The following is a 13,820-nucleotide window of genomic DNA, read 5'->3' on the forward strand; positions in this document are numbered from 1 at the left end:
AAAAACTAATTTGACGATTTTTTATATTTTGGAGATTGTATTATTATCGACTGATAATATGTTTTGTTTAAGTGAAAATTTAGGCATACCTAAATTCATGTCACTTGTATAAAAGTAGGTCATCATAGTATATAAAGGTTTTGGTAATTTTTAGGTAAACCTAAATTTTTTTACACTATGACTCTGAAAAATTAACACATGTTATATTAAAGTAGATCAACATGATATTTAAATATTTTGATTAACCAAAAAAAAATTTAAAAGGGAAAAATGAATTTCCCTCATCTTTTTACTTTGACTGTAGTTTTGATAGTGTCTTTAAGATAGGTAATTTTAACTGTGTATTTTTTACCTTTCTTGAGTTTTTTGATAACATTCTTTTTAACGGTTACCTTAGCTATACCCTTCTTGTTGGTTTTAGCCTTGTAGGTTTTGCCTTTGAATTTGAATGTTATTTTCTTGTTTTTGATGGCTTTGTTTTTGCCGGTTTTCAATGTTGCCTTTAAAACCAATTTCCTGGCGGATTTTTTGACAGTTACGGTCTTTTTAGATTTCAATACCTGTTTTACTTTAACTGTTTTTGAAATTGTTTGACCGGCAAATGTGGCTTTTAAAGTATATTTTCCAGGAGTGACAACATTAGGTATTTTAAATGAAACGTAACCTTTCGCATCAGTAAAAGCAGTGTAACGTTTATTTTTAATGTTGATTGTTACTTTTTGACCTTTAACCAACGGATTGGCAAAGTCATCATAAAAAAAAAGAAATAAGATAAGTTATTGAAAAATAACTTAAATGATTAATGGAAAAATCAATGAATACTATTTACATTAATCTTCCGACACCAGTAATCTCGATACTGGCTACGCCGTCAATATTAGAAACCATTTCTTCAACAGGTTCAGATCCACCTTCACCATCTTCAGTGATGAAATTTAAGATAATTGCAACTAAACCGAATGCAATTGGTTCTTCAGTAATTTCGTGGATTCTTGCGCCTTCAGGCATTGAACTTTCAATAGTTGATTTGATAGCTTCCAAATCTATTTCCGGACTGTCTGGCATAATTTTCATAGTAGTTAATACTTCACCCATTCTAATTCCTCCTTTTATATTTATGGTCCTTCAAAACCACATTCACATTTGTAACCGTGACCGAAAGTACGGCATTTTTCACATCTTGCTATTTTTGCTCCACAAATTGGGCATTCGAATTCGACGAATGTTCCAGTTAATGGAATTTCTTGTTTACATGAAATACATTCAACTTTTTTCATTCTATTCACCTATTATTTGTGTGTAATCGAAGTTATAATCATTTATATTATCGTCTATTAAAGACATAACCCTTTCTGGGTACTTCCCATTCACAACATAACAATTAGTCCCATACCTTAATAAAAGAGTCGGCAGCATTGCATCAATCGATGACTCTTGAAAAGTTAGTAATGTTGTTGCATCGATTTTACTTATGAATGTCGAACCCGGCTCCTTCGGTTCCTGGGTATATATACCATTTACATTTGTTACTATAAAAAGGTTCGCATTTAATAGGTTTGCAACATATGCCGCAATCGAATCAGATGTCACATCCCAACTGCATTCGAATGGATCTTCAACTTTTAAAAACTCGGAAACAACAAAAATGGGAGTGAAACCCTCATCCGATATTTCATGAACCTCATCTATTGTATATGCCAATTTTGCGGAATCAACCTTATCGTTCACAAGCTTTGCAATGATTTCCATGCAATCAATAGCTGTCCAATGGTTAGCCTCATCACTGAACTTCATTTCAGAGTCATATCGGCGAATAAGGTTGGCAAATTCCCCGCCTCCCAAAACTATAACTGAACCGGTGTTTTCAAGCCGTTTTGCCAATTCGATTGCATGCTCTGGAAATAGGCTTCCCCCAATTTTTACAACCTGTTTTATGCTCATAATTCCAACCATGTTTAATTAAAAGTAGCTTCGATTAAACGACATCTTTTCTACAGAAGTTTCAAATCCCCAGTCACTTCATCAAGAATTTCATCCTCATCAGGGCCCAGTGCCAAAACTGTAACGCTTGATGTAGGTATCTGGGTCCTTCCTGCATCAACCACAAGATAATTGGCGATGCCCTTTTGGTCAGCAATTTTTTTCAGTTCAGTCAGCTCCTCCAAAGTCTGAACCTTTAAAACCACCTTGGCATAAGCCTCATTTTCCCATTTTCTGATTTTATCGGCCGGTGATTTCTTATATGCTCCAATGGCGCCATGGCAGCATTGGGCTGCGATTTTTCCCTTGCGCATCTTTAAATCTGTCCTTACAATCATGACCTGTTTCATATCATCACATCAACCAATTAATTGAACTAAAAAAAGTATTTGAATAAATTTAATTCCTGATTATACATATTTTTTAAAAAAAGAAATATATAAATTTGATGAAAAAAAATAATAAAAAACTAGAAAATACTAGTTTTTTACTCTAATTTATAGTATACAACAATTAAAAGTGCAACAACAATCACAACTCCGATACTTAACATTATAATGTATGCATTATCACCAAAGATGTTACCTTGAGGAGTAGTGACATTTGTATGATTGGTTGTGTTTGTCAAGTTATGATTTGTATGATTGGTTGTGTTTGTCACATTATTTACTGAGTCAACACTTCCATCAGAGACGCTTGAATAGGTGGATGTTGGTTGGTCATATGAATAAGAGTATGAACTTTGACTGTAACCTGAACTGGAGCCTGAATTCGAACTGGAACCAGAATCCACCTGTGAATCTGAAGAGGTATCCTGACTTGAAGAATCAGCTTGACTATCTGAGCTACTGGATGAAGAATCTGAAGAATCTGAAGAATCTGAAGATGGAGTAGATGAATCTGATGAAGAAGGAGTGTCAGATGACGAACCTGAATCATCAGAGGTTCCTTCACTTCCAGATTCTGCAAAAACAATTCCAGAAGCTGAAATTATTAATACAAATACTAAAAGCAAACCTAAAATTTTATTAATTTTCATTTAATCACCGAAATTAACTTCTATATTTAATTATGAATTTATTACTTAAAACTTTTATCATATTCGTGTCAAAAATGTAGACAAATTGCAATTCAACAAAATAATTGACAATGCAAAAACATCCTTTTGGCAAATTTTGCAATAGTTTAATTAAATAGAATTAACATAACTATTTATGATTATATTTTTAAGGAGATTATAATGAGTCGTATATCAATTTTAGACAAAGACAGATGTCAACCTAAAAAATGTGATTATCTCTGCATACACTACTGTCCTGGCGTCAGAATGGACGAAGACACAATAGTTGTAGACGAAGATACAAAAAAGCCGTTGATATCTGAAGAATTATGTGAAGGGTGCGGCATATGCACTAACCGATGCCCATTTGATGCTATTTCAATCATAAACTTGCCTGAAGCGGCAGGCGAACCGATCCACAGATTCGGACAAAACCAGTTTGAGCTTTTTGGACTTCCAAATCTTGAGGCCGGAACAGTTTTGGGTCTCCTCGGTCCAAACGGTATCGGTAAGTCCACAATCATGAATATCCTATCAGGAAGCCTGATTCCAAACTTCGGAGACTTTGAAAACGATCCTGAAAACTGGGATGCAGTGATTGACTTTTACAGAGGATCATCCCTGCAGAAATACTTCCAGGACCTGTCCGAAGGCAACATCAAGACCATCCTGAAACCACAGATGGTGGACAAGCTTCCAAAGGTCGTGAAGGGCAAAGTTAAGGATCTTTTAAGCAATGTGAATGAGCGTGACAAGCTTGAATATGTTACAGAGGAACTGCAACTTGAAAACGTTCTGGACCGTAAGATGGAAAACCTGAGTGGTGGAGAGCTTCAAAGGGTTGCAATAGCCGCAACCGTCCTGAGGGAAGGAGATTTCTACTACTTCGACGAACCGACATCCTGGCTTGACGTGTCTCAAAGACTGAATGCAGTTAAAGTCATCAGGTCACTTGCCGAAGAGGGCAAAAGCGTGCTTGTCATTGAACACGACCTCGCCACATTGGACGCACTGTCCGACAATATCCACATTCTATACGGACAGCCTGGAGGATACGGTGTAGTTTCAGGAAGAAAAGGAGTTCGTTTAGGTATCAATGCATACATCAACGGATTTTTAGCTGAAGAGAATGTCAGAATCAGAAGAAATCCTATTGAATTTACAATCAGGCCACCTACGCCTGAAGACGAAGGGGATGCGCTTGCAAGCTATTCCGACCTGTCAAAGGAGTATGACGGATTCAGCCTGAGTGCCGATGCTGGAGAAATATTCTACGATGAGATCGTCACAGCATTCGGGTCAAACGGTATCGGTAAGACAACATTCGCCAAAATACTTGCAGGAGTGGAGGAACCGACAACAGGAGAGGTTGACGAGGAGGTCACAATAGCCTATAAACCACAATACATCGTTTCAAACTTCGAAGGAACTGTCAGTGACTTTTTATATATGAACGCACCAAGCTTCGGATCCAAAATCTTTGAAAGCGAAATCATGAAACCTTTGACATTGGACGAAATGCTTGACAAACCGGTCAAAGGCCTCAGTGGAGGAGAGCTTCAAAGGCTGGCAATAGCTGCAACACTGTCAAAGGATGCTGAAATCTATCTTTTCGACGAACCTACAGCATTCCTTGATGTCGAGCAAAGGCTGATAGCTGCAAGAGTCATCCGTAAGATGATTGAAAGCAGAAATGCCGCATCATTAATCGTTGACCACGATATCGTATTCATCGACTACATCTCCGACAGGGCAATGGTGTTTGACGGGACTCCAGGTCTCAACGGTCATGCTTCAAAGCCAACCGATTTAAGGAATGCAATGAACGAGTTTTTAGGAAACCTGAACATCACCTTCAGAAGGGATAAGGAAACCAAAAGGCCAAGGGTTAACAAGCTCGATAGTTACAAAGACCGTGAACAGAAAGAAAAAGGAGAATATTACTATCTCTCCGATTAAATTTAGTGTCCATCACCATTAATTAAAAAAAAGGAGTTATTAAAGCAGAGGAGAGAAACTTTAATAACTTCAACGATAAATAATCCATTATAGTGAATCATTTAACGATACAAATGACTTTACCAAGATAATTAAAACATGATTTAACTATCTTTCTAAGATTACTGATCGACACAATAATCTTAGAAAGACAATTAAGATAGAGAGTAAATAGCCCTGACGGCTATTTACAGTAGTTATATGACCTAATTTTATATTGAGGTATGGACATATAAAAATTATCAAATTGAGGTAAAATTCGATAATCTATACTATACTAACTAGTAATAACCATATAAATGTTATTAAAGTATTACTCCTTGAATTGAACTTAAAATTTAAAGATAAGGAATAAAATTTACTTAATTCGATAAATAAAGAACCATGTTTATAATTATTTGAAAATAACTTTTCTACATCCTCCATTAAGAAAAAATAATAATTGCAAAAATTATTAAAACCACTTTAAATCAAAAACCCCAGTGAAAAAATATTTAAATTGCTGAAAAATAGATTTAAAAAAACTTATTTGATAAAATAAGGTTATTTTGTTAAAGTTATTGCCATTTATTTCCACAATCTATTGAAATAAAAATTGTAATACTTTTTCTAAAAATAATACTATTAAAAATAATATTTTTTTAAAAAGAAGTAATATAATTGTATGAATATAAAATAGCTATTAAAGACCTGAGGAGTCGATTGCTTTAATAGCTATTGTAGACAGTGAAAGAAACCCATATGTAAATATACAAATCTCTTTTTTATTAATTATCCTACATTGATGGAGAAAATAAGCAACATCAATTGGTTATGCCAACAACCGATATTGCTCGGCTAATGATGAATTATCAACATAAAGATAATTAATCGAAAAACAGTCAAAACATTCGCTATTTTAACTATTTTTCTAACATTAGTGAGCAACCCACTAATCTTAGAAAGACAGCTAAATAATGAAAGTAAATAGCCAAAAACAGCTATTTACAATCATAATCTGGCTTGACTATTTTTACTCTATTCTAATTCTAATGGCCCTAATTTTGTGAGAGTTTTATGAAATTCTTCCATTGTTCTTTGGAATTTTTCACCTTCAGACGCTGAAATCCATTCATGACGGAACCTTTCCTTTTCAATTCCGAATTCCTCAAGGATATCCTCAACGATTTTTGATCTTCTTGACCATTTGTAGTTACCTGCATCATAATGGCAGTCACCAATATGGCATCCTCCTACAAACACTCCGTCGGCACCTTCCTGAAATGCCTTGAATATCATTGAAGGATTGATTCTTCCGGAGCACATTACACGAATGATTCTGATGTTTGGTGAGTATTGCATACGAGCAGTTCCTGCGGTATCAGCACCACCATAACAACACCAGTTACATAATAAACCTACAATTTTTAAATCATCAGACATCAAATCACCTCATAATTCAGTTTTTTCTGGACTGTATAATGGAGGTTTGATGTCATCAGAAACTCCAGCTACATAACCAGTTCTATTATAGTATTTTTTCTGCAATTTATCGAAGATTAATGAAACAGGAATGTCCATTGGACATACATCATCACATTGACCGCAGTCAACACAGCTGAAACTCATGTGGGACAGCCTTACACCCTGAAATGCTATTGGGACTGGCGGAATATTTGCCTCATCCTTGAAGTAAGGCTTGTTCAACTCACAGTTTTCAAAGCACCAGCAAATCGGACAGACATCACGGCAAGCGTAACAGCTGATGCAGCGGCTCCATTCAGTCATCTCACTGACTGTAGGATATGTTGCATCCTGATTCTTTTTGGCCATTTTAATCATGATGTTTTCAACTTTTGACCTGCCTTCAACAGCAGCATCGGAAGGAGACTTGGTTTCTAAAATTCCTGCCTTTTTAGCACCATCTATGAGTTCTTGACCCTTTTCATCATTGATTTCAATGAATGTCCATCCGTCCTCTGCACCCCAGTTTCCACAGGCAATATTGGCTTTTCTTGGGATTTTCACATCACATCTTTGGCAGTTGCTACGACGTCCGTAACCTTCATTCTCAAGATCGTGGATTTTCACTGCCTCTTCAGAACCGTCTGCAAGCTCAATGATGAATTGACCCTTATCGATTTCTTCGCTGACAACATCGTCAGGATCAGCTTCATAGAACAAGTCAATCATTTCCCTACCGCTGACCGGCGATACTGTTCCTCCACAGTTTAATCCAATCATATAAATGTTGTCCCTGTTAATTTTATGCCTCATGATAAGCTCTTCAACAGCTCTCATATCACATGGCTTGACTGTAAATGCGACTTTTTTATCGATGAAATATTTTTGAACAAGGTCCCCAATCATTGTTGGAGCACAATGATAAGACCCCGCAGTTTTCAACAAATCTTCTGAATCAGTGACGAAAACAGGAAATGCATCATAAACATCATCTTGAGGACTTAATGCCAAAACACCATCAACCAGCCCTTCATCAAGCAAATATTTGAGAATGCTGGTTACAGCTCCTCCACATTCACCTGCTTCAAGAATTTCATTATTTTGAGATTTCGCTAAAACATAACTCATATTATCCCCTCTATTTGTTTAACTCCTCGATAACTTCGACAATACCTAAATTATCGGATTCAACTACTGAACTGAAATTTTGCTCATCACCCATTGCATTGACAAAAGATCCGTCTTGTTCCAACCAGGATTTGACAGGAATGATTACGTCTGCAATTTCAGTAGTGTCATTTTCACAGCAAGCCAAAGTGATGATTTTTGATACCTTGGTAAAATCATAATCGAACTCATCAACAACATCATCATTGAAGACCAATAGCAATTTAGTGTTATCAAACAATTCAATCATCTCATCACTTGATTTTGGATTGACGACATCTAAAGCGCCTTTTGTATTAGGTTTGCTGAAAACTGGCAAAATTTTACAATCCAAGGATTCAAATTTATCCAAATCTTCTGCTGCATCAACATAGTTAAATACGACAACTGAAGAATCATCAATTTCCCCGGCAAACTTATCCAAAAATTCCTGAACGGATGAAGTGGATGTTTCATCGGCAATGTTGAAAGTGACCGCATTCTCGTTTTTGCTCAAAGCATACACTTTTGCGTCATTTTGCTTTGCATGAACTATTCTTCTTCCAATCAATGGGTTTTCATATAATATATCGCCGATTGCAAACACTTTGCCTGCACCTGCAAGCTCATCATAGGAAGCGACTTCATCAAAATTTTTCAAGTCGTTTGCATAAAATCCAATATTGAAACCATTGGATTCTGCAAATTCTTTAATAGCTCCGATCTCTTCAACGGTATTGTTACCTGAACATATTACAGATACGTCTGATGCATTACATGATTTAATTTCATTTGAAGCATCTGCAATTGCTTTATCAAAATCAATATCTTCAAATTTGCTTTTACAGCAGTCAATAGAATTTCTTCCATTTAAACAGTTTTTACCGGCATTAACCGGGTGTCTTTTATAGGGAAATGTCCCAACAATTTCTTCACCATCTAAAATCACATTAATACCACAACCAACACTGCATGAAGGGCATAACGTGTGTTTAATTTCAAACATATACATCACCAAATATTTAAAAAGCAGCATTCAGATTTACTGCAGAATTTGTATCCTCTTTCAATAGCTCATAATTTGACTGTCTAGTTAGGGAAATCATGTCCATTAACATAGTGCATGCGTGATGGAAAACGATTTGAGAACATTCCTGCTGGAGAAATTCCTCAAAGATGTCCAACCTGACTAATCCTTCAACCTTGAAACTTAAATTCAAATATTCGGCAGATTTTAAAACTATGTTGTAGTTTACATTCCTTTGATCAGTATTGGTATACTCAACTGACCAATCAATATCCAAATTTAAATTCGCATTTTTGGGATTGTGATTTTCTCTAATCATTGCTATTTTTTCTACAGTAATTTCCACACTACTCTCTCCAATTATTATTAAAATAATCTCCAAATTATTCAAATTAACAAATTAATTAAAATAATCTAATTAAGAATCAATAGTAATAACCATATAAATGTTATTAAAGTATTACTAATTGTATAAAACGATTTTAGCTAAACTAAAATAATTAAATGCTTAAAAATATAAATAAATAATAATTCAATCCCAATTATCTTAAAAAAGTGTTTTTATTGCTTTTTGAAGAAAAAATAATAATATGAAAAATCGTTCAAATATCTTAAAAATAGAAAATAAATAATAACAACATTTATTTCAGCAAGAAAGAAATGAATTAAAACATATTTTAAAAAATAGCTAATTAAAATTAATTAAAATGGAAAATATTATTGAAAATATAAAGATAAAAATAGTAATACTTTTTATAAAAATAATACTACTTAAAAGCATAATTTTTTATAAAAAATTATTACTAAACGATAGTTAATGCATTTGGAACTTTTTTCAAAATACTTTCCTTGACCGGAATCATTGTTGATGAGGCGATTGAAAAGTCTGCACTATCGGCTGCAGCCTTGTCATCCTTTTCAGCAATGATTGTGGCATTCAAAGCATCCTGAAGATTACTGACAGTGTTTTTCAATACCCAGTCGTCAACGTCAGATATTATGATTTCATCAACATACCTGTCCAATTCGTTTGCAATAACCCATGAGATAAACCTTCCCCCATGCAAGGAGATAACATTTCCGCGAGCCAATTCAACAATATCGTTTAGGGTATGTTTCAGTTCGATATTCTTATACATCCTTGAGTTGACCAAAGTTGCCCAATGGGCATCTCCAACATGATATGACCCAATTTTCCTAGGATATACATAATCAGGGCCTGCAATCTTGACCGCTGTTGCCAATGAGAGCAAATCATGCTTTTGAACTGGAAGGCCACGATTCGGAAATTCCTCATTGATGATTTGTATGATTCTTGGAAGTCCGAATTTGCCCCTTCTGGCTGTGCCCGGTTCATATCCGCACATATATCCATGATGATTTTTAGGAAATCCTGTAATGACCATGTTCAATCCTGTTCTCAAACCTGCCCTGACCTCATGCTCATAGGCTCCATTGGTGGCCACAACCTTTCCTGGAGACAATATCCTCGCAGCCGCAATTGTTTTTGCAAATGCCTCTGTTGTGTTTTCGCATCTGTTGAAAGGGCCTCCCTCAACAACAATGACATCCGCACCGATTTCAATGGATTTTTCAAATCCGGTTATGACCTCATCATATCCGTCACCAACAAACATGATGGATTCAAGGCCCCTGCCATATTTTTTAGCCAATTGTGCAATGTCTTCGGCTTCCCTCAATGGAGCAGCATGGCCGTCACCGGTCTGCTCGCAAGTGACATTTACCGCAACGGATGATGACAGCTTAACCCATTCCTCCTTATCATCCTTCTGTTCCAGTTCCTTATCAATCAGACGCTCGTGAATCCTACCTCTAGGACATTCAGTGAATGCAGGACCCTTATTATAGCATTCACCCCCACATCCGCTAATGTTTTTTGGAAGTCTCATCGCACCGTTTTCACCGAAATGATCCAAATCAAGGGGAACATCAACAATCTCATGAACCTTCTGCATAACTTCAAGTCCGGTCATTCCGAATTTCTCCCCTATGTCTGAAAATGCATATGCGCAGATATGAATTGGAGCGCCGATCATATCTGACAATCGACAGTTGCCCAACAAATCCATTATCTCCAAATCAGAGGCACATGTTCCGGCAACGACTTCAGTCAAATCGCAGCCCAAAGGAAATCTTTTAAATTGCATTCCCAATTTCATTGTCTCTTCAAGGGAAAGTTCTGAAATCGCATCAACGACAGAGGTCACATCCTTGTCCATTTTCGAAATTTGAATTGCGGCATCATCATCATGAACCGCTCTTTTTATTAAGTCATACATGAAATTTACTCCAAAATTATATTTATCTATATATTTTTCAGTGAAATCATCAATAAATAAGTTTCGATTTAGGTAAACCTAAAACAGATTTATATTAATTATAATGTAAAATAAAAAGTATTACTAAATTTAATTATAATAAAAAAATAGTAATAACAGTATTACTAAAAATAAAAAAATACTATAAAAAATAATACTAAAACAAGAGTAATAACAAGTTTTAAATAGTACTATATTTTAAATATAATTTATTACTGCATGGAATAAAACTACCATAATTTTTATTACTCTTTGGGTTCTGCTCATTGAGTCTCCATGCAGTAAAACTTTTGAAATAGTTTCGACTATGATGAAAGTTCATTAAAATAAGGAGACAAAAAAATGGTACTTTCTAAATTAAAAGAAAAATTTGGAAACCATGATAACAAAGGAGACAAAAAAATGAAAGTAGCAATTTTAGGAGCAGGATGTTACAGAACACACGCTGCAAGTGGAATTACCAACTTCTCAAGAGCTTGTGAAGTTGCAGAAGCAACCGGAAAAGAAAACATTGCAATGACTCACTCAACCATCGAAATGGGTGCAGAATTATTAGAATTAGCCGGTGTAGACGAAGTAGTCGTATCCGACCCTGTATTTGATGGAGATTTCGTTGTAGTAGATGATTTTGATTACGCAGAAGTAATTGCAGCACACAAAGCAGGAACCCCAGAAGATGTAATGCCTGCAATCAGAGCAAAAGTTAACGAATTAGCAGAAACTGTACCAAAACCAGCAAAAGGAGCTATTCACTTTACTCACCCAGAAGATTTAGGAATGAAATGTATTAACGATGACTCTGAAGCTGTAGCTGACGCTGACTGGGTAATGACCTGGTTACCAGAAGGCGGTATGCAACCTGACATCATCAAAAACTTCGCTGATGACATCAAAGAAGGTGCAATTGTAACTCACGCATGTACCATCCCAACCACTGGATTAAACAAAATTTTCGAAGACTTAGGAACCAACGTAAACGTAGCTTCCTACCACCCAGGTGCTGTACCTGAAATGAAAGGACAAGTATACATTGCTGAAGGTTTCGCTGACCAAGCTTCCATTGACACCTTAATGGAATTAGGTCAAAAAGCAAGAGGATCTGCATTCACATTACCTGCAAACATGGTAGGTCCTGTATGTGACATGTGTTCCGCAGTAACTGCTATTACTTACGCAGGTATTTTAGCTTACAGAGACACTGTTACTCAAATTTTAGGTGCTCCTGCCGGATTTGCACAAATGATGGCTAATGAAGCTTTAACCCAAGTAACCGCATTAATGCAAGATGAAGGTATCGACAAAATGGACGATGCTTTAAACCCAGCTGCATTATTAGGTACTGCTGACTCAATGAACTTCGGTTCCTTAGCAGAAATCGTACCTACCGTACTCGATTACTTAGGTAAAGACAAATAAACACAAATAAGTTATAATTGTTGATTTTTATCAACAATTCCTTAACTTATTTTTTAATTGCTGTGAAAAATAGCCATTAAAAAATAAGTTAATGATTAAAGATAAAAAAAAATTAAGGTTAGGTGTTAAATTGATTGATGAAATCTTAAATAAAGCAAAACAAGGACAAGAATTAAGCGATGAGGAATTTTTAGAATTGTTGAACATCGAAAACGATGAGGATTTGGAAAAGTTGTTCATGATAGCTTGCAATATAAGAGACAATCAATCAAAAGTAATCAAATTAACATCCACCGTCCATCTTACCAACAAATGCCAAATCCAACCTAGATGCGAATATTGTGGATTTGCAGAAGAGACTTCCGAAAAAGGATACTACAATGCATTTTACAAATCCAATGATGAAATACTGAAAGCTGTAAAATCCATTCAACAGGCACACATTCCCCGCGTAAGCTGTTCTGGAGGATACGGATACAAAGGAAAGCAGGCAGTTAATGCATGCAGAATCGTAAAAGGACAATCAGATTTGGAAATTCTTGTAAATGTCGGTGGGGATTTAACCGAAAAGTCCGTACAGGAATTGGCTGAACTTGGTGCAGATACAATCTGCTGCAACCTGGAAACCATTAATGAGGATGTATTCTATCAAAGAAAACCTGGAGACTCACTGGATCAAAGAATATTAACCTGCAAAAGAGTAAGCGAAGCGGGTGTGGGATTGTCTTCAGGACTGCTTTTAGGTCTTGGTGAAAGTAAAGAAGATAGGATAAAACACCTGCGTTACTTATCCAACTTCAAAACTTTAGAAGAAATTCCAATAATGGGATTCAACCCATATGAAGGCACACCAATGGAAAATTATCCTGCATTCCCATTGAAAGAGCAGCTGAAAATGGTTGCGATTACCAGAATAATGTATCCTGAAATCACAATTACAATGCCGACACCGACCGTCGGTCCTGAAAATGTGGAATTTTCACTCAAGGCAGGTGCAAATAACCTGGCAACCGTAATAGCCGACAATTACCCTCACGAAGTTAAAGGGGTGGGCTCTCCGGAATATGGAAATTATAATGAAGTCGTCAATGTCATTGAAAAACTGGATTTAATACCTCAAACTATTTAATCACTTTTTTTAAAATATGATAATATGGCATTTGAAAAGATGATAAGAAATGCATTTGAAGAGTCAAGAGATGACCGCAGGTTTGGAGATACTCTTGATGAAATCGCAGAAATTCAGGATTACATAAAAAATGCTGAAAGAATATGCATTCCCAATAAAAACGGAATAAAGGTTGAAGTTTTAAACAGAGTTTTAAGCGAGTACGGGTTGCCTCAAGCTGAAATGCTTCAGATTGACACAAATACTGCAGACACCAGCAGAATCCCTGCCCTGGCAAAGGCA

15 protein-coding genes are annotated in these 13,820 nt (G+C 35.8%); 4 read left to right on the forward strand and 11 right to left on the reverse strand.

Features of this window, described 5'->3' with window-relative positions; all coding sequences use genetic code 11:
- Positions 1-281 precede the first annotated feature (281 nt).
- From ACJMML_RS06470 to ACJMML_RS06495, 6 genes are all read right to left on the reverse strand, one after another.
- Entirely contained in the window at positions 282-734 is a 453-nt protein-coding gene (locus ACJMML_RS06470; protein WP_405306528.1) for a hypothetical protein, read from the reverse strand.
- Positions 735-825: 91 nt separating this feature from the next.
- Positions 826-1,095, reverse strand: coding sequence for an elongation factor 1-beta (locus ACJMML_RS06475; RefSeq protein ID WP_405306529.1), 270 nt, complete (start codon positions 1,093-1,095; stop codon positions 826-828).
- A gap of 20 nt (positions 1,096-1,115) precedes the next feature.
- A complete protein-coding gene (locus tag ACJMML_RS06480; protein WP_303738297.1) occupies positions 1,116-1,277 on the reverse strand; it encodes a zinc finger domain-containing protein in 162 nt (53 codons plus the stop codon).
- Position 1,278: 1 nt separating this feature from the next.
- On the reverse strand, positions 1,279-1,941 hold the full coding sequence (locus ACJMML_RS06485) for a delta 1-pyrroline-5-carboxylate synthetase (RefSeq protein ID WP_405306530.1): 663 nt from the start codon (positions 1,939-1,941) through the stop codon (positions 1,279-1,281).
- Positions 1,942-1,991: 50 nt separating this feature from the next.
- Entirely contained in the window at positions 1,992-2,330 is a 339-nt protein-coding gene (gene pth2 / locus ACJMML_RS06490; RefSeq protein ID WP_303738295.1) for an aminoacyl-tRNA hydrolase, read from the reverse strand.
- Positions 2,331-2,467: 137 nt separating this feature from the next.
- Positions 2,468-3,019, reverse strand: a complete 552-nt coding sequence (locus ACJMML_RS06495; RefSeq protein ID WP_405306531.1) for a hypothetical protein — start codon at positions 3,017-3,019, stop codon at positions 2,468-2,470.
- 201 nt (positions 3,020-3,220) lie between these two features.
- Here ACJMML_RS06495 and ACJMML_RS06500 point away from each other — a divergent pair, with 201 nt between their 5' ends.
- A complete protein-coding gene (locus tag ACJMML_RS06500) occupies positions 3,221-4,999 on the forward strand; it encodes a ribosome biogenesis/translation initiation ATPase RLI (protein ID WP_405306532.1) in 1,779 nt (592 codons plus the stop codon).
- A gap of 1,056 nt (positions 5,000-6,055) precedes the next feature.
- On the opposite strand, the gene ACJMML_RS06505 is transcribed toward ACJMML_RS06500, so the two are convergent.
- The 5 genes from ACJMML_RS06505 to hmdC all read right to left on the reverse strand — a co-directional run bounded on the left by ACJMML_RS06505 (position 6,056) and on the right by hmdC (position 10,954).
- A complete protein-coding gene (locus ACJMML_RS06505) occupies positions 6,056-6,460 on the reverse strand; it encodes a hydrogenase iron-sulfur subunit (protein ID WP_292602974.1) in 405 nt (134 codons plus the stop codon).
- A 9-nt stretch (positions 6,461-6,469) separates the two neighbouring features.
- Entirely contained in the window at positions 6,470-7,609 is a 1,140-nt protein-coding gene (locus tag ACJMML_RS06510; RefSeq protein WP_405306533.1) for a Coenzyme F420 hydrogenase/dehydrogenase, beta subunit C-terminal domain, read from the reverse strand.
- Between the two features lie 10 nt (positions 7,610-7,619).
- Positions 7,620-8,633, reverse strand: coding sequence for a molybdopterin-dependent oxidoreductase (locus ACJMML_RS06515; protein ID WP_405306534.1), 1,014 nt, complete (start codon positions 8,631-8,633; stop codon positions 7,620-7,622).
- A gap of 16 nt (positions 8,634-8,649) precedes the next feature.
- On the reverse strand, positions 8,650-9,000 hold the full coding sequence (locus ACJMML_RS06520; protein WP_405265391.1) for a pilus assembly protein: 351 nt from the start codon (positions 8,998-9,000) through the stop codon (positions 8,650-8,652).
- 457 nt (positions 9,001-9,457) lie between these two features.
- A complete protein-coding gene (gene hmdC / locus ACJMML_RS06525) occupies positions 9,458-10,954 on the reverse strand; it encodes a 5,10-methenyltetrahydromethanopterin hydrogenase cofactor biosynthesis protein HmdC (RefSeq protein WP_405306535.1) in 1,497 nt (498 codons plus the stop codon).
- A 441-nt stretch (positions 10,955-11,395) separates the two neighbouring features.
- Here hmdC and hmd point away from each other — a divergent pair, with 441 nt between their 5' ends.
- The 3 genes from hmd to ACJMML_RS06540 form a co-directional block, all read left to right on the forward strand.
- The gene (gene hmd / locus ACJMML_RS06530) at positions 11,396-12,409 is read left to right on the forward strand and encodes a 5,10-methenyltetrahydromethanopterin hydrogenase (protein WP_405306538.1); all 1,014 of its coding nucleotides are present in this window, start codon (positions 11,396-11,398) and stop codon (positions 12,407-12,409) included.
- A gap of 130 nt (positions 12,410-12,539) precedes the next feature.
- Positions 12,540-13,538: a 5,10-methenyltetrahydromethanopterin hydrogenase cofactor biosynthesis protein HmdB gene (hmdB, locus tag ACJMML_RS06535; protein WP_405306536.1), complete on the forward strand. Its 999-nt coding sequence runs from the start codon at positions 12,540-12,542 to the stop codon at positions 13,536-13,538.
- A 24-nt stretch (positions 13,539-13,562) separates the two neighbouring features.
- Positions 13,563-13,820 (forward strand): FeGP cofactor biosynthesis guanylyltransferase HcgB family protein (locus ACJMML_RS06540; protein ID WP_405306537.1); only part of this gene is annotated, 258 nt, incomplete at its 3' end.

The organism is Methanobrevibacter sp. (assembly GCF_045130115.1).
Taxonomy (GTDB): Archaea; Methanobacteriota; Methanobacteria; order Methanobacteriales; family Methanobacteriaceae; genus Methanocatella.